20 protein-coding genes and 1 riboswitch are annotated in these 19,574 nt (G+C 73.0%); of the genes, 13 read left to right on the forward strand and 7 right to left on the reverse strand.

The window, feature by feature from the left end; all coding sequences use genetic code 11:
- Positions 1–52 precede the first annotated feature (52 nt).
- On the forward strand, positions 53–658 hold the full coding sequence (locus AC1UE5_RS10455; RefSeq protein WP_482922892.1) for an HtaA domain-containing protein: 606 nt from the start codon (positions 53–55) through the stop codon (positions 656–658).
- Between the two features lie 93 nt (positions 659–751).
- Positions 752–1,360 (forward strand): hypothetical protein, encoded by a 609-nt coding sequence (locus AC1UE5_RS10460; RefSeq protein WP_482922894.1) that lies wholly within the window; start codon positions 752–754, stop codon positions 1,358–1,360.
- 3 nt (positions 1,361–1,363) lie between these two features.
- Here AC1UE5_RS10460 and AC1UE5_RS10465 read toward each other — a convergent pair whose 3' ends face one another.
- Positions 1,364–1,582: a helix-turn-helix domain-containing protein gene (locus tag AC1UE5_RS10465; RefSeq protein WP_482922896.1), complete on the reverse strand. Its 219-nt coding sequence runs from the start codon at positions 1,580–1,582 to the stop codon at positions 1,364–1,366.
- Between the two features lie 303 nt (positions 1,583–1,885).
- On the opposite strand from AC1UE5_RS10465, the gene AC1UE5_RS10470 reads away from it, so the two are divergent.
- The 6 genes from AC1UE5_RS10470 (at position 1,886) to AC1UE5_RS10495 (ending at position 8,090) form a co-directional block, all read left to right on the forward strand.
- Complete coding sequence (locus AC1UE5_RS10470; RefSeq protein WP_482922898.1) at positions 1,886–3,031, forward strand: hypothetical protein; 1,146 nt, start codon at positions 1,886–1,888, stop codon at positions 3,029–3,031.
- Positions 3,032–3,043: 12 nt separating this feature from the next.
- Positions 3,044–3,517: a putative adhesin gene (locus AC1UE5_RS10475; RefSeq protein WP_482922900.1), complete on the forward strand. Its 474-nt coding sequence runs from the start codon at positions 3,044–3,046 to the stop codon at positions 3,515–3,517.
- 75 nt (positions 3,518–3,592) lie between these two features.
- Positions 3,593–3,913 carry a Rieske (2Fe-2S) protein gene (locus AC1UE5_RS10480; RefSeq protein WP_482922902.1) on the forward strand — a complete coding sequence of 107 codons (321 nt, stop codon included), beginning with the start codon at positions 3,593–3,595 and terminating at the stop codon, positions 3,911–3,913.
- Positions 3,914–3,990: 77 nt separating this feature from the next.
- A complete protein-coding gene (gene sufB / locus AC1UE5_RS10485; RefSeq protein WP_482922904.1) occupies positions 3,991–5,415 on the forward strand; it encodes a Fe-S cluster assembly protein SufB in 1,425 nt (474 codons plus the stop codon).
- Positions 5,408–6,616 carry a Fe-S cluster assembly protein SufD gene (sufD, locus tag AC1UE5_RS10490; RefSeq protein ID WP_482922906.1) on the forward strand — a complete coding sequence of 403 codons (1,209 nt, stop codon included), beginning with the start codon at positions 5,408–5,410 and terminating at the stop codon, positions 6,614–6,616. The genes sufB and sufD overlap by 8 nt, the downstream gene beginning before the upstream one ends.
- Before the next feature lie 214 nt (positions 6,617–6,830).
- A complete protein-coding gene (locus AC1UE5_RS10495; RefSeq protein ID WP_482922908.1) occupies positions 6,831–8,090 on the forward strand; it encodes a calcium-binding protein in 1,260 nt (419 codons plus the stop codon).
- Positions 8,091–8,094: 4 nt separating this feature from the next.
- On the opposite strand, the gene AC1UE5_RS10500 is transcribed toward AC1UE5_RS10495, so the two are convergent.
- Complete coding sequence (locus AC1UE5_RS10500) at positions 8,095–8,868, reverse strand: class I SAM-dependent methyltransferase (protein WP_482922910.1); 774 nt, start codon at positions 8,866–8,868, stop codon at positions 8,095–8,097.
- Between the two features lie 23 nt (positions 8,869–8,891).
- Between AC1UE5_RS10500 and AC1UE5_RS10505 the strand changes: the two genes are divergently transcribed.
- Complete coding sequence (locus tag AC1UE5_RS10505; protein WP_482922912.1) at positions 8,892–10,031, forward strand: M20/M25/M40 family metallo-hydrolase; 1,140 nt, start codon at positions 8,892–8,894, stop codon at positions 10,029–10,031.
- A gap of 7 nt (positions 10,032–10,038) precedes the next feature.
- Here AC1UE5_RS10505 and AC1UE5_RS10510 read toward each other — a convergent pair whose 3' ends face one another.
- Entirely contained in the window at positions 10,039–11,685 is a 1,647-nt protein-coding gene (locus AC1UE5_RS10510; protein ID WP_482922914.1) for an Ig-like domain-containing protein, read from the reverse strand.
- A gap of 47 nt (positions 11,686–11,732) precedes the next feature.
- Entirely contained in the window at positions 11,733–13,205 is a 1,473-nt protein-coding gene (locus tag AC1UE5_RS10515) for a calcium-binding protein (protein ID WP_482922916.1), read from the reverse strand.
- Positions 13,206–13,334: 129 nt separating this feature from the next.
- A riboswitch (cyclic di-AMP (ydaO/yuaA leader) is annotated at positions 13,335–13,503 on the forward strand.
- A 10-nt stretch (positions 13,504–13,513) separates the two neighbouring features.
- On the opposite strand from AC1UE5_RS10515, the gene AC1UE5_RS10520 reads away from it, so the two are divergent.
- The 3 genes from AC1UE5_RS10520 to AC1UE5_RS10530 are packed head-to-tail and all read left to right on the forward strand — an operon-like array spanning position 13,514 to position 16,465.
- Positions 13,514–14,314, forward strand: a complete 801-nt coding sequence (locus AC1UE5_RS10520; RefSeq protein WP_482922918.1) for a peptidoglycan-binding domain-containing protein — start codon at positions 13,514–13,516, stop codon at positions 14,312–14,314.
- Positions 14,315–14,355: 41 nt separating this feature from the next.
- A complete protein-coding gene (locus tag AC1UE5_RS10525; RefSeq protein ID WP_482923305.1) occupies positions 14,356–15,036 on the forward strand; it encodes an LOG family protein in 681 nt (226 codons plus the stop codon).
- 28 nt (positions 15,037–15,064) lie between these two features.
- Positions 15,065–16,465 carry a putative bifunctional diguanylate cyclase/phosphodiesterase gene (locus tag AC1UE5_RS10530; protein WP_482922919.1) on the forward strand — a complete coding sequence of 467 codons (1,401 nt, stop codon included), beginning with the start codon at positions 15,065–15,067 and terminating at the stop codon, positions 16,463–16,465.
- Here the strand turns inward: AC1UE5_RS10530 and arfB are convergent.
- On the reverse strand, positions 16,462–16,836 hold the full coding sequence (gene arfB, locus AC1UE5_RS10535; RefSeq protein ID WP_482922920.1) for an alternative ribosome rescue aminoacyl-tRNA hydrolase ArfB: 375 nt from the start codon (positions 16,834–16,836) through the stop codon (positions 16,462–16,464). The two genes, AC1UE5_RS10530 and arfB, sit on opposite strands and share 4 nt — an antisense overlap.
- A 93-nt stretch (positions 16,837–16,929) precedes the next feature.
- On the opposite strand from arfB, the gene AC1UE5_RS10540 reads away from it, so the two are divergent.
- Complete coding sequence (locus AC1UE5_RS10540; protein WP_482922922.1) at positions 16,930–17,133, forward strand: cold-shock protein; 204 nt, start codon at positions 16,930–16,932, stop codon at positions 17,131–17,133.
- Positions 17,134–17,159: 26 nt separating this feature from the next.
- Here AC1UE5_RS10540 and AC1UE5_RS10545 read toward each other — a convergent pair whose 3' ends face one another.
- The gene (locus tag AC1UE5_RS10545) at positions 17,160–17,495 is read right to left on the reverse strand and encodes a rhodanese-like domain-containing protein (RefSeq protein ID WP_482922924.1); all 336 of its coding nucleotides are present in this window, start codon (positions 17,493–17,495) and stop codon (positions 17,160–17,162) included.
- Between the two features lie 14 nt (positions 17,496–17,509).
- On the reverse strand, positions 17,510–19,513 hold the full coding sequence (locus AC1UE5_RS10550; RefSeq protein ID WP_482922926.1) for a DUF2339 domain-containing protein: 2,004 nt from the start codon (positions 19,511–19,513) through the stop codon (positions 17,510–17,512).
- Positions 19,514–19,574: the final 61 nt, after the last annotated feature.

Consider the following 19,574-nt stretch of genomic DNA (forward strand, 5'->3'; position numbering starts at 1 on the left):
GAGTCCGTCCGGCGCGTTCATCCACTCGACCTCCACCAGGGAGGGAGGCCACATGTCGCAGTCCAACCGCTCGTGCGGTCGCGTCGCCGTGCTCGCGGCGGCGTTCGTCGCCGCGCTCGCGTTCGCCGTCCCGTCCGTCGCCTCGGCGGCGTCGCTCAGCCAGACCGACTGGGAGCTCCGGTCCGGCTGGGTCAACTACATCAACAACCCGCTGTGGAAGAACGCCCAGCCGATCACGACCTCGTGGTCGTCGCTCGGGTCGAACACGTACGGCGTGCCGGTGGTCGGTGGCACGTCCACCGCGACGGTCCGCAACCACTCGGGCCAGATCGCGTTCGACGTGGACGCGCACTTCATCCACATCACGATCGGCAACCTCACCGCGACGCGCAGCACCTCGTCGCCCGACCAGGTGACGATCGCCGCCGACGTCTCGTACGACCCGCTCTTCGGCGCGGTCGTCAGCGACCGCCGCAACATCCTCACGCTCGACCTCGACAACGCCACCGCGGCGGAGCCCGGGGACGACGGTGAGACGATCTACGAGAACGTCCCGGCGCTGCTGACCAGCGGCGGCGCCGAGGTGTTCAACGGCGGCTCGAACGGCTCGTACAGCGCGGGCCAGGCGTTCGGCGACATCTCGATCGCCTTCCCGTAGCGCCCGGCGCGTGGGGCGGCGCGGGTCGGCGCCGCCCCACGCGTGATCATCCGTTAGGGTGCCCTAAGACATGACGGAGGGCGACGACTAGCGATGTGCGCGAGCTGCCGGCCGGCGCGCGTCCTGCTCGACATGGCAGGGGCGCTGCACCACGTGGACCAGAACGCGGTCGAGGACGACCTGGGGGCCCTCGCCGCCTGCGCGATCTTCGCCCGGTGCAGCGGGCCGGCGGGGCAGCTCGAGACGATCACCGGCGCGATGGAGCCGTTCACGCTCTCCGACGCGCACGTCGGAGTGGGCGACCTGCTCGTCGACCAGGTGCTCGCGACCTGGTGCGGCACGCCGCTCCTGCTCTGCGCCGTCGCGGCGGAGGCGGGCGCGCGGGCCGGGCTCGACCTCGCCGTCGCCGGCGACGGGCGCCACCACGTCGTCGTCCACCGCGAGGACGGCGCGGCCGCCGCCTACGACCCTGAGCGCGGGCTGCGGGCGCTCACCCGCGACGAGCGGCAGCGCTTCAAGCCGCGGTGCGGCCACCAGATCGCGTTCTCCGCGTTGGCGACGATCATCGAGCGCGCCGTGCGGGGCGGCGACATCGGCCTGGCGATCCGCGCGGCGGACCTGCGGCTGAAGCTCCCGCTCGCGGCGCCCCTGCGCGCTCGGGTCGAGGCCGAGCGCCACGGGCTGCAGGCCGTCCTGAACTGACGCTCACGGCATCGCCCGCGCCCTCCGCTCGAGCTGCGGAGAGGCCCGCAGGCGGGCCACCATCGCGGCACGCGAGTTGACCTCGAGCTTCTCGAAGGCGCGCCGCAGGTGCGCGGACACGGTCCACGTCGAGATGCCGAGTCGGAAGGCGATGGCCTTGTTCGTCATGCCGTCGGCGACCATCTCGGCGATCTCGAGCTCGCGGGGGGAGAGCCGTGGCACGCCGCGGCGCTCCAGCCGCTCGGCGTGCCACGCCCACCCGTCGACCGCGACGTCAGAACGTGTGGGTGGGCACGGCGTCCGCCCGCCGCTGGACCCGGCGCGTCAGCTCCCGCAGCAGGGTCATCGAGTCGTAGCCGTCGAGCGCCTCCACGACACCCGACCTTCCCACCGCCGCGCTCGGCTGTGCGCGGGTGTCGTCCGAACGTGTGAGACACGTCCGTGTGTTGCGTGTATGTGTCACTGGTCGACCCTGCACGCTCGGCTTAGCGTCACCGCGAAATTCCCCTCCACCAAGGAGCAGCGGTGAGTACCTCGCAGAGCAGCGGCAACGAGGCGATGGCCAACCTGCAGTCCGGTTGGTACAACGCGCTCGTCACGGGTCTCAACCTCGACCCGCAGCACTTCCAGACCTGGCAGCCCATGGCCCCGGTCGGCACCACGTCGGCCCAGCTGTGGGAGCTGCTGAACCTCATCCCGCCTGCCAGCCTCACGGCGCAGTACTCGGCGGCGGGCGGCAACCAGTTCTTCTCGGACTACGCCGCGGTCGTCGCCCAGCTGCAGTCGCAGGGCCAGTACCGCGTCCGGGACGCGCTGAAGGACGCCTACCAGCCGTGGGTCAAGTACGCGGCGACGCTCGACCCGAGCGCGGACCTGGTCCAGTCGTTCGTCCGCTGGGCGCAGATCCACTACCCCGACAAGGTCGTCCCGGGCCGCCAGGCGCTGATGGCGGCGGCGCTCGACCCGATCTACCTCGCGCAGGAGGCCGTCGCGCGGTACCTCGGGCCGCCGGCCCGGACGCCCGACTTCACCCACACGATCGACGACCTGTTCGACGACCTGCAGCACGCCACGGCGGGCACGGTCGCGTTCGACAGCTCGACGGCGAGCACCGACACGAGCCACACGTGGGCGTCGGGGGAGGTGAGCGGCGCGTACGACTTCTTCTCCGCGTCCGCGAGCGGCGGGTACGACAAGCAGAGCGCGCAGGCGACGTCGTCGCACGTCACCGTGAGCGCGAGCTTCCAGCGCGTCTTCACGTTCCGCGCGATCCCGGCCGGCTGGTACAACAGCGGCGCCTTCGGGATGGCGTTCCACCAGCCCGACAACACGGTCTGGGTCGCGGGCACGCCGAACTGGGCGAGCACGTTCGGCACCGCGGGGAACATGCAGCGGTTCGCCAGCTCGCTCGTCGTCGTCGACGGCATCACGATCACGACGACGTCCGACGCCACGTACTCGACCGACGACCAGACGGACATCCACGCCGCGGCGTCGGGCGGCGTGTGGCCGTTCTTCTCGGTCAGCGCGCAGGGCGGGATGTCGACCCAGGTCACGTTCGACGACCAGGGCCACATGACCGCGACCACCACGAGCCCCGCGGGCAACCCGGCCGTGCTCGGCGTCAACGTCCTCACCGCCGCCGACTTCCTCGGCGGGGCGAGCGTCTGAGGGGCGGTCGTCATGCCGATGGACGAGGGCGGCCCGAACCGCTGCCTGCTCCGCTACCGCACGACCCGCAACGCCAACGGCCAGGTGCTCTTCGTCTGCGCCCACGGCGGGTGGGACGGCACGTCGATGGTCCGGCTGCCGCCCGGCTCGCAGATCTGGTTCTTCGGTTCGAACCAGCCCAACGCGAACACGATCACCGCCGGCCGCTGCTACCAGATCATGCGGGCCGACACCCCGATCAGCCCGAGCTCGATCGGCGGCGGCCAGGCGTCGATCTGGAACTACTCGATCACCGAGTTCCCCGGCGACTGGCAGGGGGCGATCGAGGCGGTGGAGCACGCCAAGGAGGCGCACGGCATCGCGAACGACTGCGTGATGGTCAGCGACGACCGGCGCGGCACGAGGACGATCCGGCTGAGCGACGTGATGGCCGCGTTCCCGGGCTACCACGCGTACGCGTGGATGGCCTGCCGCGTGGGCCACTGACGGCCGGGCAGGAGGCGTCGGGGCGTCGCGGCGGGCTCGCGGCGCCCCGTCCTCGCGCGCGCCTATCCTCGGCGCGTGCCCTCGGAGACCATCGACGTGTGCCCGCTCGCCGACCTGCCCCCCGGCGCCCACAGGGTCGTCGAGTGGGAGGACCTGGAGATCGCCGTCGTCAACTGCAACGGCGAGCTGCTGGCCATCGAGGACCGCTGCTCGCACGACGACGGCATCCTGCTCGAAGGCGAGCTGGACCAGGAGCGATGCCGGGTCGAGTGCCCGCGTCACGGCTCGTGGTTCGACCTGCGCAGCGGCCAGCCGCTCAACCTTCCCGCCTACCAGGCCGTCGAGACGTTCGACGTCGTGGTCGAGGACGGGATGGTCCGTCTCGAAGTGGACTGACAGCACAGTCCACCCGGCCCGGGAAGTGACGTGCGGGCCGATACAATTCCTATTCCCCAGGCAGGAATTGGAGACCCATGGCTGCAACCCCTGAAACCGAGACGCTTCAGAGCCTGAACGCGGATTACACCGAGCGCTACGGGTTCCACGACGCGGAGAACTACCTCTACAAGGCCCCGAAGGGCCTGTCCCGCGAGCTCGTCGAGAAGATCAGCGACTTCAAGAACGAGCCCCAGTGGATGCGCGAGTTCCGCCTGAAGTCGCTCGACCACTTCCTCGCACGGCCGATGCCCACGTGGGGCTCGCCGATGCTCGAGGAGGTCGACTTCGACGACATCCACTACTTCGTCCGCGCGTCCGAGAAGGCGTCCCGCTCCTGGGACGACGTGCCGGAGGACGTCAAGAAGACGTTCGACCGCCTCGGCATCCCGGAGGCGGAGCGCAAGTTCCTCGCCGGCGTCGGCGCCCAGTACGAGTCCGAGGTCGTCTACCACCAGGTCCGCGAGGACCTGGAGAAGCAGGGCGTGATCTTCCTCGACATGGACTCGGGCCTGCGCGAGCACGAGGACCTCGTCCGCGAGTACTTCGCCTCGATCATCCCGGCGAACGACAACAAGCTCGCCGCGCTCAACAGCGCCGTGTGGTCGGGCGGCTCGTTCGTCTACGTCCCGCCGGGCGTCTCCGTCGAGATGCCGCTCCAGGCCTACTTCCGGATCAACACGGAGAACATGGGCCAGTTCGAGCGGACGCTCATCATCGCCGACGAGGGCTCGTACGTGCACTACGTCGAGGGCTGCACCGCTCCGACGTACAGCTCGGACTCGCTGCACTCCGCGGTGGTCGAGCTGATCGCCAAGCCCGGCGCGCGCATCCGCTACACGACCGTCCAGAACTGGTCGCAGAACGTCTTCAACCTCGTGACCAAGCGGGCCGTCGCCGAGCGCGACGCGACCGTGGAGTGGGTCGACTGCAACCTCGGCTCCAAGCTCACGATGAAGTACCCGTCCGTCTACCTCACGGGCGAGCGGGCGCACGGCGAGATCCTGTCCATCGCGTTCGCCGGCAAGGGCCAGCACCAGGACGCGGGCGGCAAGATCATCCACGCCGCGCCCAACACGACGTCCAACATCTTCGCCAAGTCGATCTCCAAGGACGGCGGCCGGTCCTCGTACCGCGGCCTCCTCGAGGTCGCCAAGGGTGCGCACGGCTCGCGGTCGAAGGTCGTCTGCGACGCGCTGCTCCTCGACGAGGACTCGCGGTCGGACACCTACCCGACGATCCGCATCGGCGAGGACGACGTGGACGTCGGACACGAGGCCACCGTGTCGAAGGTCGGCGAGGAGCAGCTGTTCTACCTCCAGTCGCACGGCATCGACGAGGAGGAGGCCTCGAAGCTCATCGTCAACGGCTTCATCGAGCCGATCGTCAAGGAGCTCCCGATGGAGTACGCGGTCGAGATGAACCGCCTCATCGAGCTCCAGATGGAGGGTTCCATTGGCTAGTGCCACCGCTACGGACTGGCGGGCGCTCGACCTCCCGCAGCACAAGGGCACGCCCGGCTGGGAGTTCACCGAGCTGAGGAAGTTCGACCTCGCCTCGTTCCCGAAGGCCGACGCGACGCCCGCGACCATCGAGGTGCCGGAGCCCGTGCTGCCGGCGCCCGAGGGCGCCGTGGTGCTCACGCAGGTCGACGGCGCGTGGCAGCGCGTGGAGAAGGCGGTCTCCGAGGGTCCCCTCGTCATGCCGCTGTCGCAGGCGGTCGAGGAGCACGGCGACCTCGTCGACAAGTACCTCGGCACGGTCGTCGACGACGCCGATCCGTTCGTCGCGCGCAACGCGGCGGAGTGGGAGGGCGGCGCGTTCGTCTACGTCCCGCGCAACACGCAGCTCGACGCGCCGGTCGTCCTCAACGCGATCCAGGCCCAGCAGGGCAGCGCCCTGAACTGGCGTGTGCTGGTCGTGCTGGAGGAGGGCGCGCACGCCGAGGTGTGGGAGCAGCAGCTCGCCGCCACCGACGGCCTCGTGAACGTCGTCTTCGAGCTCATCGTCGGCCAGAACGCGACGCTCCGCTTCCTGAGCGCGCAGGACCTCGACGAGAAGTCGTGGGTCTTCGGCCGCCAGCGCGCCCGCGTGGAGCGCGACGGCACGCTCGACTGGGTCGTGCTCGGCTTCGGCTCCGCCAACGGCAAGGTGTTCCAGAACACGATCCTCGAGGGCGAGGGCGCGACCGGCAAGGTCACCGGCGCCTACGCGACCCGCGGGCGTCAGCACCTGGACTTCGACACCACGCAGGAGCACGCGGCCGCCAACTGCGTCTCGGACCTCGCGTTCCGCGGCATCCTCGGCGACCGCTCCAGCGTCGTCTGGCGCGGGATGATCAAGGTCGACCCGGGCGCGCAGCAGACCGACGCGTTCCAGGAGTCGCGCAACCTCCTGCTCTCCAAGAAGGCCCACGCGGACGCGATCCCGGGCCTGGAGATCCTCGCCAACGACGTGCGCTGCACGCACGCGGCGGCGATCGCGCAGATCGATCCCGACCAGCTCTTCTACCTGCGCTCGCGCGGGCTGACGCAGCCGGTCGCCGAGCGGCTCGTCGTCGAGGGCTTCCTCGCCGAGCTGGTCGAGCGGTTCGAGGAGGGCCCCGTGCGCGAGGCCCTGGCCGCCGCGCTCGAGCGGCGCCTCGGCACCGTCCTGGGGGACTAGCTCCGCCGCTTCGCGTGCGCAGCGCCACACGGATGCGTGTGGCGCTGCGCACGCATGTCCTTGCACCGGGCCGCGCCGGTGCGGGAGGGTCGTGCTCATGTCACGATCCACACGAGCTCTTGTCGCGGTGGTGTTCCTGTGCACCGCCGCGCTCGCGGTGCCTGGTGTCGCATCGGCGGCGTTCACGAGCACCATCACAGGCACGACGGTCACGATGACCGGGGATGACACGGCAGAGACGCTGATCATCGGCCAGGCGGGCGGGGTCCTCACGCACAACCAGACGGGCGGAGGGTTCAACTCGAGCACCGACTTCAACACGGTCGCCGCGGGCAACGACCCCGTCGCGGCGGCGGCCGCGAACTTCGTCATCAACACCGCCGGCGGTGACGACACGGTGCTCTTCGCGCGCGAGGACCTGACCAGCGGCGCGTCGACCATCAGCGGCGGCGCCGGCAACGACGTGCTGGGCGGCACCGAGGGCGCCGACACGATCAACGGCGGCGACGGCATCGACCGCCTGATCGGCAACCAGGGCGGCGACACCATGAACGGCGACGCCGACGACGACACGCTCGTCTGGAACAACGGCGACGGCACCGACAACATGGACGGCGGGCTCGGCCAGGACAAGGTCGAGGTCAACGGCGCGCTCGGCGGCGGCGATGCGTTCACGCTCGTGCCCACGCCCGGTGGTGCGCGGTTCGACCGGACGAACCTCGTCCCGTTCGGCCTCAACATCACGACCGCGGAGACGATCGGCGTGGCCGGCCTGGGCGGCGACGACACGTTCAGCGTCGGGGCGGGCGTGCCGCTCGGCGTGACGTTCGACGGCGGCCAGGGGAACGATACGTTCACCGGCGGCGACGGCGACGACGCGTTCTTCGGCGGCTCGGGCAACGACACGGGCACCGGCGGCGGCGGGCGCGACCTGCTCGACGGCCAGTCCGGCAACGATTCGCTGCTCGCGCGCGACACCATCGGCGACCTCGTCCGGTGCGGTGACGGCGTCGACGCGGCGCAGACCGACTCGAGCATCGTCGACGTCGTGATCGGGTGCGAGGGCCTCGACGCGACGCCGATCCCGGTCGTGGTCCCGCCGGTGGTCGACACCCGGGCGTTCGCGGCGACGGTCCGCAGCACCAGGGCGACGGTGGCGCGCAACCGGCGCTCGTTCCGGCTGTCGATGAGCTGTCCGGCGACCGAGACCGGCGGCTGCCGCGTCGCCCTCGCCGTGACCACCAACGCGACCGTGCGCGTCGGCAGCCTGCGCGTGCGGCTGCTGCTCGGAACGGCGACGGCGCGGCTCAACCCGGGCCAGACGCGCAACGTGACCGTGCGGCTCCCGTCTGGCGTCGCACGGCTGTTCCGCAACCGGACGCTCGCCGTCCGCGTCACCGCCGTGACGACCGACGGCGCCGGCAACGTCGCCGAGGCCGTGCGCCGCGTGACGCTGCGCCTCCCGCGCCGCTGAGCATCTAGCGCCGGGTCGCGGCGATCCCGATCAGGCCCGCGCCGCCCAGCGGCGCGGGCGCCGCGAACCCGGCGTCGGCCAACCACCGCAGGAGCGTCGGACGCGTGGGCGGCGTGCCGGGGAGGATCCCGGCCAGCCGCCCCGCGACCACGACCGCGTCCGCCCGGCGCGAGCCGCCGCTGACGAGCGTCACGAGCCACAGCCGGCCGCGCGGGCGCACCACGCGACCCAGCTCCAGCAGGAACGCGCGCGGGTCGGGCATCACGTGGAGCCCGTTGAGCGACACCGCCGCGTCGGCCGCCCCGTCGCTGAGCGGGAGCGCGGTCGCGTCGGCCCGCAGGAGCGCGACGTCGAGCGGCGTCCGCGCCGCCACCTGCGCCGCGCGCTCGAGCATCGCCACGCCGAGGTCGGCGGCGATCACGCGCCCCGCGTAGCCCTGCCGCGCGAGGAGCGGAAGCAGCGTCCCGCCGCCGCTCGGAACGTCGAGCAGCACCCCGGCCTCCCTCCCGCGCCGCGGCGTCGTCTGGGCCGCGACGCGGCCGACGAACCCGTCGAGGTCGGTGATCGGGCCCACGTCGCCGTACGCGATCGGCGCCAGCCGCCGGACGCGGTCGTCCTGGATCACCCGGTCGTACAGCGCGCCGTACAGCCCCTCGAACCGCCCGGCGCCCGGCGCGGCCGCGGGCAGCGCGCTCACGATCCCGTGGCCCTCGTCGCGCACGTCCGCGGTGAGCAGGTCGGAGAGCCACGACGCGGACACGGCCCGGGAGCTTGCCACGGCGCGGGATATCGTGGCCGCTCATGCCGACGGCCTGGATCGCGCAGCACGCCGCACGGATCGCCGCCGAGGCGCCGGAGCAGCTCCGCGCGCTCGTCGACATCTCCTCGCCGTCCGGCGATGTCGCCGGCGCGGAGGCTGCCATCGCCGCCGTGCGCGCGCTGCTGCCGGACGCGGCGACGGTCGAGCGCGTCCCGTGCTCGTCGCCCGACCACGCCGACGACCTCGTCGTGCGGCTGCGGAGTGACACCGGCACGGGCCGCATCCTGCTCGTCGGGCACCTCGACACGGTCATCGGCCACGCCGACCACCGCCCGATGACGATCGAGGGGGACCGGCTCAACGGCTCGGGCACCGCCGACATGAAGGGCGGCGACGTGCTCGCGATCGGCGTCCTCAAGGCGTTCGCGGAGGGCGACGGGCCGGGGTTCGCGGAGATCGCGCTGCTGCTGGTCAACGACGAGGAGTGGCGCGTCGTCCCGTTCGCTCACACCGAACGATTCGCCGGCTTCGACGCCTGCCTGTGCTTCGAGGCCGGCCAGCACGGCCCGCACGGGGAGGAGGGCGTTGTGGTGCGGCGCAAGGCGGCAGGCACGGTGCGCGTGCGCGCGTTCGGGCGCGAGGCGCACTCGGGCTCGGCGCCGGAGAAGGGCGCCAACGCGCTGCTCGCGCTGGCGACCGCCGCGCAGGCGATCGCCGGGACGGCCGACCCGCACGGGCCCCAGCACCTCACGTCGGTCCCGACGATCCTGCGCTCGGGCGACGCGTTCAACGTCGTGCCGGCGGCCGGCGAGCTCATCGGCGACCTGCGCGCCCGCAGCGCCGAAGCGTTCGACAGGGTGATGGCCGCGATCCCCGAGAGCGTCGACGGCGTCCGGCTCGAGGCCGAGCTCCTGCGCAAGTGGCCCGGGATGGACGCGCGCGAGACCGCGGCGCCGGTGCTGCGGCGCGCCGGCGAGCTGCTCGGCGCGCGGATCGACGCGGGTTCGCGCGGCGGGGCGTCGGACGCGAGCCACTTCGCCGCGGCGATCCCGGTGACGATCGACGGGCTCGGCCCGCGCGGGGGTGGCGCGCACGCCCCGCACGAGCACGTGTCGATCGCGTCGCTGGAGCCGCGAGCGCGGGTCGCGCTCGCGGTCGCAGCGGCGGCGCTCGGCGCCTAGCCTGCCGCTACTTCACCTTGAACGTCAGCCAGCGCGAGGTCGAGCTCTTGAAGGGCTTGACGCCGACGTACTTGACGCGCACCCGCCACTGGCCCTTGTACTTGAGCTTCTGCTGGAAGCGGAAGGGCTTGCTGGCGTTGTAGGCGGCGCCGTGGATCTTCTTCCACTTGCCCTTGCGCTTGTTCTGCCATTCGACGAGCACCTTGCCGCCGAGCTTGAAGCGGAGCGTCGAGCGGACCTGCCCGACGAGCGTGCGCTTGCGGCCCTTGCCGAGGAGCTTCAGGCCCTTGGCGGACGTCGGCTGGCTCTTGAGCGCGCGCGGGTCGATCTTGCGGAACGTCACCTCGGCGCGGCCCTGGTTGCCCGCGGCGTCCTTGGCGGTGACGACGAGCGTGTGCGTCCCGACCGGCAGCTTCTTCGCGCCCATCCACGTGAGGCCGACGCCGGCCTTCGCGTCGAGCGGCTGGCCGCCGTTGGTGAAGTTGCGGATCTCCTTCGGCGCGCCCTTCAGCTGCAGCGTGATGCGGTGGACGTCGCCGTCGGTCGAGCTCGCCTTGATCGGCAGCGGCTCGCCGGTCCCGATCGTCACGTCGGACGTCGGCGACGTGATCTGCACCTTCGGCGCGACGAAGTCGCCGCACGGGCCGGTGAGGCGGTCGCCGAGCCGCGCGTACTGCTGGAAGGCGGCGTAGGCCGGGCGGCGCGTGCCGTCGTGGCGGAGCAGGCCGTATGCGTTCATCTCGCTCAGGCCCGGCGCCGGATCGCGGTGGCGGAACCACATGGCGACCTGGACGTAGGGGGTCTCCTTGAGGCAGTGGAAGGCCTCGAGCAGGAACTTCGCCTGGTCGGCCTCGGTGACGCCGGCCTTCTTCTGGCCGGCCCACATGCCGCGGCCGCAGACGTCGTTGGTCGTCGACCAGCCGATCTCGGTGAGCCAGATCGGCTTGGGATCGCCGTTGGCGACCATCACGTCGTGCAGGGCGCGGTAGCCCAAGAACGTGAAGCGCGCGATGCGGCCGTTGTCCTCGCGGTAGTAGCTCGACGGCGCGGCGATCTGGCAGGCGGTGTCGGTGTGGGCGGCGATCGCGTCGAAGTGCCCCTTGGCGCCGTGCTGGTAGGCGGCCTGGAGGAAGTCGACGTTCGCGCCCGTCATCGGGCCGAAGACGACCGTGACGCCGGGGTTGACGGCCTTGATGGCGGCGTACGAGCGCTTGAGGAGGTCGACGTAGCGGTCGACCTGCGGGCCACCGACCCAGAACTCGCCCTCGTCCTGCTCGTTCCAGATCTCGATGGCCTCGAGCGAGCCCTTGAAGCGGGCCGCCATGTGCGCGACGGCGTTGGCGTACGCCTGCGGGTCGGCGGGCGCGGTGCTCGTGGCGCTGTTGACCATGAGCAGCGACTTGACGCCGCGCCGGTCCTCCTCGGCGAAGGTGGCGGCGTACTGGTCCAGGCGCCACTCGGGGATGTCCTCGTAGGCGATCGCGTGGCGCGCCCACTTGGCGCCCAGGTCGCTGAGCTGGTCGAAGTCCTGGGCGGCGGCCGGCGAGGCGCCGGTGAGGTCGAGGCCCGGCTCGGCGGCGGAGGCGCTCGTTGCCGGGAGCGCCACCGCGGCGGCGGCGCAGAGGAGCGTGAGGAGTCGGCGGGGCGGAAGCACGCCTGGTTGATCGGCGTGCTTCCGCCCTGCTTGACCCTTTCCCGCTCCTAGAGGACGATCTCGCAGTTCTTCGTCCGGTCCTTGGCGTCCTTGGCGACGCGATCGCGGCCGGGACCGCAGTCGATGACGTCCTTGCCGCCCCCGACGGCGAGCAGCGTGTCGTCGCCTGCGCCGCCGAGCAGCTTGTCGGTGCCGAAGCCGCCGTTGAGCTGGTCGTCGCCCACGCCGCCGACGAGCTTGTCGTCGCCGCGGCCACCCTCGATCTCGTCATCGCCGGCGCCGCCGTCGAGCAGGTCGTCGCCGAAGCGGCCGAACAGCTCGTCCGGACCGCCGCCGCCGAAGAGGCGGTCGCTGCCGCCGGCGCCCTCGAGGAAGTCGGAGCCGACGCCGCCGGCCATCTTGTCGCCGCCCTCGGTGCCGATGATGCGCTCGTCGGCCGCCGAGCCGCCGCGGCAGCCCTTGGCGAAGGAGCAGAGGACGCGCGACTCCTGCGCCCGGACGTGCTCGAGCACCTGCTCACCGGCGGCGCCGGCGGCGCCCACGGCCGCGTTGTTCCAGCCGGCCGCGAGCACCTGGCCGCGCGCGGTGGCGACGTCGTCGGTGTCGGTCGGGTCGTTGCCGGACTCCTGGCCGACGACGGCGCGCATGACGTTCGGCAGCACGATCTTCTCGCAGCCGGCGGTCTGCTCGGCCTCGCCGCGAGAGCTGACGAACACGGTGTCGTTGCCGTCGCCGCAGTCGACCCGGTCCTGCGCGGGGCCGGTGTAGATCACGTCGTCGCCCGGGCCGCCGGCGATGTTGTCGACGCCGCCGAAGCCGTAGATCGTGTCGTTGCCCGTGCCGCCGTCGAGGTCCGCGCCGCCGCCGTCGTCGACGAGGACGTCGTCGCCGTCGCCGCCGGTGACCGGGAAGCCCGGGTTCTGGCCGGGGCCCGCGTCGATGCGGTCGTTGCCGGGGCCGCCGTCGAGGACGTCCTCGCCCGAGCCGCCGAAGAGCACGTCGTTGCCGTTGCCTCCGAGGATCTTGCGGTCGGAGCCGAGGTTGCCGTGGAGGTAGTCGTCGCCCTCACCGCCGTCGAGCAGGCGGTCGTTGCCGGCGCGCGCCTCGACGATGAAGTCGTTGCCGTTGCCGCCGACGGAGCTGTCGTCGCCGTCGCCGCCGTCCATGACGTCGTCGCCCTCGCCGCCGTCGAGCGCGTCGTTGCCCGACTCGCCGTAGAGGCGGTCGCGGCCGAGGCCGCCGCCGAGGTCGTCGTCGGCGCTGCCGCCCTCGAGGCGGTCGTCGCCGTCCTCGCCGTTGAGCACGTCGCCGCCGGTGCCGCCCGCGATGAAGTCGCTCCCGCCGCGGCCGGACAGGCGGTCGGACGAGCCCTGGCCGGACATCGTGTCCGGGCCGGCGGTGCCGACGAGGGTGTCGGCGAGACGGCCGCCTTGACGGCCCGTGATGGCGGCGGAGGCGGTCGCGCAGACCGTGAAGGCGGCCAGCACGAGCAGGCCGAGCAAGCGGAGGCGGGAAGGCATGGTCTGCCAATCGGCACGTCAGCGCGCCAACTGAGAGGCCCCGGACATCCGGTCGAGCCAGGCCGCGCCAGGTGTGCGGTCGGGCACACCACGGCTTATGTCCCCGCGAGGCGATACAGTGCCCGGCGTTCGTAGGACCAGCCGAGCTCCTCACCGTGGTTGGTGAGGAGACGGGGGACCCATGGGCCGTTCGACGTCTGGACGGCCGGGGGCGAATCACCGCCATCACGGCGGCGTAGCGCTGCTCTTTCTGCGCGAGCCCGACAGCTAACCCCGCAGGCAACCGCCGAAAGAGAGGTCTTCAAGCAGTGCCGACGTCCGTACCCGCCCGCCGCCCACTTGCCGCGCTTGTCGGCGCGTTCGCAGCCCTCCTGCTGCTCGCGCTCAGCGCCGCTCCCGCCCAGGCCGCCCTCGGCGACCGCACGCTCGCCAAGGGATCCCGCGGCGGCGACGTGAAGGAGCTGCAGAAGCTCCTCCGCCGCGCCGGCTTCTCCACGAAGGTCGACGGCGTCTTCGGCAGCGGCACGCACCGGCTGGTGCGTCGGCTGGAGAGCGACCTCGGCCTGACGATCGACGGGCGCGTCTCGGCGGAGGACGTCGAGAGCGTCGAGACGGCGCTCAAGCCGTCCGCCGGCAGCGGCGGGTTCTCGGCCGACTCGCTGAACCGCCCGCGCGCGGTCTCCGCCCAGACGGCGCCGGGCGAGAAGGCCGAGCTGACGGAGGACGGCCTGGCGATCCCGCCGGCCAACGCCCCGGAGGCGGTCAAGCAGATCATCGCCGCCGGCAACGAGATCGCCACGACGCCGTACCGGTACGGCGGCGGTCACGGCAAGTGGAAGGACTCGGGCTACGACTGCTCGGGCTCGGTCTCCTACGCGCTGCACGGCGCGGGCCTGCTCGACGCGTCGATGCCCTCCGGCGGCTTCATGGACTGGGGCGAGGCCGGCGAGGGCCAGTGGGTCACGATCTACGCCCACGGCGGCCACATGTACATGGTCGTGGCCGGCCTGCGGTTCGACACCAGCGGCCGCGCGAAGTCGGGCTCCCGGTGGCAGACGGAGGAGCGCTCGCCGAGCGGCTTCACCGTGCGCCATCCTGAGGGGCTCTGACCGACGAACCACTCCGACACCCACAGGACGCCGACGAGGAGCTGCTCTCCGCGCAGCTCCCGTGCGTGGCGTCCGAGATCACGGACGCCCAGCGCGTCGAACGGATGCGCGCCGAGCTGGCGCGCGGGTTCGACGCGCTCTCGTCCGTCACGCGCGGCGTCGCCGTCTTCGGCTCGGCGCGCACGCCCGAGGACAGCCCGCGCTACCAGCTCGCCCGCGACATCGGCCGCACGCTCGGCTCCGCCGGGTTCTGCGTGATCACCGGCGGCGGCCCCGGCGCGATGGCGGCCGCCAACCGCGGCGCCCACGAGGCCGGCGCGACGTCGATCGGCCTCGGGATCGACCTCCCGTTCGAGCAGGGGATGAACCCCTGGGTCGATGTCGGGATCGACTTCCACTACTTCTTCGCGCGCAAGGTCATGTTCGTGCGGTACTCGAACGCCTTCGTCGTGCTGCCCGGAGGGTTCGGGACGATGGACGAGCTGTTCGAGGCGCTCACGCTCATCCAGACGCGCAAGATCAGGCACTTCCCGGTCGTGCTGGTCGGGACCGAGTACTGGTCCGGGCTGCTCGACTGGCTGCACGAGCACATGCTCGGCGCGGGGATGATCTCGCCGCAGGACCTGACGCTGCTGCGGCTCACCGACAGCGTCGACGAGGTCGTCTCGATCGTCTCCGCGGCGGCCGAGCGGCAGCTGTCCGACGGTTCTGGTGCGACATGACCCGTTTGGCGCTCCTACACTCGACACGGTGTCGGTTGTGGGAGATCGGCCGGACCGTGCGTCCCTGACAGTCGCCGCGCTGCTCGCCGAGGCGGGCCGCGACGCGCGCTCGCGGGGCGCCGAGCGCGACGCGCTCACCGGCCTGCTCGGCCGCGTCCCGGTGCGGCAGCGGCTGCAGGACGCGCTCACCCGCGCGGCGCTGGGCGAGACGCGTCGCGTGGGACTCGTGGTGGTCGACCTCGATCGCTTCCGGCGCGTGAACGAGACGCACGGGCTCGACGCGGCCGACGAGGCGCTCTGCCTGATGGCGCGGCGCCTGTGCGCGGCGGCGGGCCCGGACGTGGCCGTCGGCCGGCTCGGCGGCGACCGGTTCGCGGCGGTGCTGGACGACGTCGCCGACGAGGAGGAGGCCGCGCAGCTCGCGCAGGCGCTCGTCGCGGCGGTGCGGCGGCCGTTCGCGCTGCGCGGCGAGGACGTCGCGCTGACGGCGAGCGCGGGCGTCGCGCTGGCCGTGGCGGCGGAGGCGGGCGCGGCCGAGCTCGTGCGCGATGCGGAGGTCGCCGCGGAGCGGGCGAAGCTCGCGGGGCGCGACCGCTACGAGCTGTTCGACGAGCTCGCGCGCATCCGCGCGCGGGAGCGCATCGCGCTGGAGCGGGATCTGCGCGGCGCGGTGCTGCGCGAGGAGCTCGTGCTGGCCTGCCAGCCGATCGTCGGCATCGGTGACGGGGCGGTCGTCGGCGTCGAGGCGCTCGTGCGCTGGCGCCACCCCGAGCGCGGCCTGGTGCCGCCCGGGCAGTTCATCGCGATCGCCGAGGAGGCGGGGCTGATCGCCGACATCGGCGCGTGGGTCCTGCGCCGGGCGTGCGTCGAGGTCGCGCGGCGGCAGGACGGACGCGGGCTCACCTGCCACGTCAACCTCTCGCCGCACCAGGCGGCGGACCCGACGCTGCCCGCGCAAGTCGAGGACGCGCTCGCGGCGTCGGGGCTGCCGGCGGAGGCACTCGTGCTGGAGCTGACGGAGAGCTCGCTGATGGAGGCCGGGGAGCGGCCGCTGGCGGTGCTCGACGCGGTGCGCGAGCTGGGCGTGCGGATCGTGCTCGACGACTTCGGGACGGGCTACTCGTCGCTCGGGCGGTTGCGCCACGTGCCGATCGACGGGCTGAAGATCGACCGCTCGTTCGTCGCCGGGCTGGAGAGCGGCGGCTCACGCGACGCGCTGATCGTGTCGGGGCTGATGGAGCTGGCGCGGGCGCTCGGCCTGACGGTCGTCGCCGAGGGCGTCGAGACGGAGGGTCAGCTGGAGCGCCTCGAGCGGATGGGCTGCCGCTACGCGCAGGGCTTCCTCCTCGCGCGCCCGGTCGAGGGCGAGGCGCTCGACGCGCTGCTCGCCCGCCCGGGCGGGTTGCTCCCGAGCGCCTCGGCGGCCTAGTCGTCGTAGCCGCCGCGGCGGCGGCCCTGCTTGCGCTCGGACTGGCGCCGCTTCGCGTCCAGCCGGCGCACCTTCGACGCCTTCGTCGGCTTCGTCGCCCGCCGCGTGCGCGGCACGTGCAGCGCACGTTCGAGCTTCTCCCGCAGCCGCTCCAGCGCCAGCTCGCGGTTGCGCAGCTGCGAGCGGTGGTCCTGTGCGACCGCCGTCACGCGCTCGCCGAGGCGCTGCACGATCAGTGCCCGCTGCGCGTCGGACAGGTGCTCGCTCGCCGTGGCGTCGAGGATCGCCTCGACCCGCGACGCGGTGACGTTCGCGTGCTGCCCGCCGGGGCCGGACGACCGGCTCGTCCGAAGCTCCGCTTCCGAGAGCAACGCCTCCCAATCAACCCTCCGCTGACCATGCATCAGTCGGTCGGCTCCAACTGGTACCGTCGCGCTCCGTCAGACACCCCATACGGAGGATTCATGGCCACCGGGACGGTCAAGTGGTTCAGCGACGACAAGGGCTTCGGCTTCATCACGCCTGACGAGGGCAGCCGTGACCTGTTCGTGCACTTCTCGGGCATCATCGCCGACGGCTACCGCTCGCTTCCCGAGGGACAGCGCGTGTCGTACGACGAGGAGAGCGGCGACAAGGGGCCCAAGGCGGTCAACGTCCAGAAGATCTAGCGCCGCCGACCGCCCGGGCGCGGCGGCTAGTGGTCGGCGACCTCGCCGCCGCCGTCCACCGTCAGTCCCTCGTCGGCCCACTTCAGCAAGCCGCCCTCCATCGACCAGGCGTCGTAGCCCGACGCGCGGAACGCCTGCGCGGCCATCGCCGAGCGGGCGCCGGCGCGGCACTGGAAGACGATCTTCTGGTCCTTCGGGAGCGACGCGGCCTGCTCGCTGAGGTGCTGGAGCTCGATGTGGCGCGAGCCCTCGATGTGGCCGGCCTCGCGCTCGTACGGCTCGCGGACGTCGACCACGATCGCCTCGCCGCGGTCGAGCAGCTCCTTGGTCTCCTGCGGGGTGACTTCGATCTCGGGGTCCATGCGGGGGTTCTCGCTCAGTGGGGGATCTCGGCTCCGAGACTACTGCCGCGGATGCGCTGCCACGCGTAGCCGCCGACCAGCAGCAGCACGCCGATCGCGAGCATCGAGCCGACGCGCGCGAACGCGTCCAGCTCGGTCAGGTCGTGCAGCACGACCTTCCCCAGCGCGACGCCGAGGAGCGCGAAGCCCGCGGTGCGCACCGTCTGACGGTCCACGCGCAGGCCGGCGACGAGCAGCGCGAGGCCGGTGACGCCCCACAGCGCGCTGAGCGCCGTCTGCGCCCCCGCGCCCGCGCCGCACGCGGTCACGAGCACCGTCGACACGGCGTACAGGGCGATCGGCGCCGGCGCGACCGGCCCGAGGCAGCGCCACGCGGCGAGGCCGACCGCGACCAGCGCAGCGAGCGCGGCGTTCGTGTCCGGCAGCCCCTCGAGCAGCGCCGCCGGCGGCGCGACGACGAGCGCGGCACCGCCGGCGAGCAGGAGCAGGACGAGCGACGCGTGGCCGGCGAGCGGGTCGTCGGTGCGGCGGGTGATCTGCGCGAGCACGGCGGCCTCGGCGGCGAACGCGACCGCGAGCGCGGCGCCCTCGAGGTTGAGCGCGGCGAGGCCGGTGACCGTGACGAGGCCGAGCGCGTGCAGGGCCGCGCGCCACGCCGGGCGCTCGGCGAGCACGACGCCCGAGGTGAAGCACGCGATGGCGAGGGCCACGAGCGCGGGCGTCTCCGGGGTTCCGCCGCCGGCGACCATCGTCTGCATCAGCGCGAGCGCGACGTGCGCGCCCAGCCCGGTCTCGGCGGCGCCGCGGTCGAGCTTGCCGGCGTCCTTCAGGTGGCGGACGAGCAGGGCGAAGACGACCGCGGACGCCGACCACGCGGCGGCCAGCGCGGGCCCGTCGAGGATGGTGAGGAGCGCGAGGTCGCCGGTCGCGACGGCCAGCGACGCGGCGGGCACGCCGAGCGGGTGGCGGACGTGGATGAGCGGCGCGGCCAGCGCGGCGTGCGCGGCGGCGAGGCCGAGCAGCCAGGCCGTCTCGTGGTCGAGCGTGAGCAGGCCGGCGGCGACGAGCACGAACGCGTTGCCGACGAGCAGGACGACCGGCACGGCCCGCTCGGCGCCCGCGCGGCGGACCATCGCGACCGCGGTCGCGGTGGTCAGCGTCCCGAACGCGACCAGCGTCAGCAGCGTGATCTCGCCGCTCAGCCACTGCGGCGTGACGACGGCGTAGGCGGCCAGGCCGAGCCAGTCCCAGCGGCGGCGCACGCACACGACGGCGGCGCAGACGGCGCCGACGAAGAGCAGCGCGGCGGTGCCGGGATCGGCGGGCGCGCCGACGAGCAGCGGCGCGGCGAGCCCGCCGAGCAGGCCGAGCGCCGCGATGCCCTGGGCCGACCACCGGATCGCCAGCGTGGTGCCGAGCGCGCCGACGCCGACCAGCAGGCACGCCCCGGCGAACGCCGGCGCCTGCTCGTACACGCGCGACGCGACGGTGACCACGGCGAACAGCCCGGCGATGCCCGCGGCGGTGGTGGCCAGCGCCGCGTCGGTCTGGCCGCGCCTCTCGTGCAGCCACGCGCCCGCGGCGACGAGGCTGAAGCTGGCGAGCGCGCCGAGCGTGGTGCGCAGGCCCTCGCCGATCCACCCGCGCGAGACGCCGATCGCGACGAGCAGGACGATGCCCGCGAGCACGACCACGCCGCCGGTCCACGCCAGCACGCGCCCGCCGAGGAGGTCCTCCATGCCCGGCTTCGCGGCGGCCGGGGTGACCGGCGACGCCGAGGCGCCGGACGGCGCGGGCGGCGACGGCGGGTGGGGGAGCGGCGTGCGTCCGACGTGCCGTGCGGTCGCGCTCGCGACCGACGTCCACCCGAGCCCGCCGCGCGCGGCGACCGCCTCGGCCGCGACCTCGTCCACGACGCTGCGCGCCTGCGCGGCCTCCGCGTCCATGCGCGCCTCCAGCCGGGCGAGCCGCTCGTGCAGCTCATCCGTCATCCGTTCCAGCGTGTCGAGCCGGGTCACCGTGCTCTCTCCTTCCTTGTTGACCATGGGTCGACAGCTGTTTACCCACGGTCAGCAAGGC

Source organism: Parviterribacter multiflagellatus, from assembly GCF_056863265.1.

Bases quoted from the DNA above. Each gene is read 5' to 3' on its own strand.
- AC1UE5_RS10515 (WP_482922916.1), bottom strand. From the start codon at position 13,205: ATGCCTTCCCGCCTCCGCTTGCTCGGCCTGCTCGTGCTGGCCGCCTTC.
- AC1UE5_RS10540 (WP_482922922.1), top strand. From the start codon at position 16,930: ATGGCCACCGGGACGGTCAAGTGGTTCAGCGACGACAAGGGCTTCGGC.
- AC1UE5_RS10505 (WP_482922912.1), top strand. From the start codon at position 8,892: ATGCCGACGGCCTGGATCGCGCAGCACGCCGCACGGATCGCCGCCGAG.
- AC1UE5_RS10545 (WP_482922924.1), bottom strand. From the start codon at position 17,495: ATGGACCCCGAGATCGAAGTCACCCCGCAGGAGACCAAGGAGCTGCTC.
- AC1UE5_RS10495 (WP_482922908.1), top strand. From the start codon at position 6,831: ATGACCGGGGATGACACGGCAGAGACGCTGATCATCGGCCAGGCGGGC.
- sufB (WP_482922904.1), top strand. From the start codon at position 3,991: ATGGCTGCAACCCCTGAAACCGAGACGCTTCAGAGCCTGAACGCGGAT.
- AC1UE5_RS10475 (WP_482922900.1), top strand. From the start codon at position 3,044: ATGCCGATGGACGAGGGCGGCCCGAACCGCTGCCTGCTCCGCTACCGC.
- AC1UE5_RS10455 (WP_482922892.1), top strand. From the start codon at position 53: ATGTCGCAGTCCAACCGCTCGTGCGGTCGCGTCGCCGTGCTCGCGGCG.
- AC1UE5_RS10460 (WP_482922894.1), top strand. From the start codon at position 752: ATGTGCGCGAGCTGCCGGCCGGCGCGCGTCCTGCTCGACATGGCAGGG.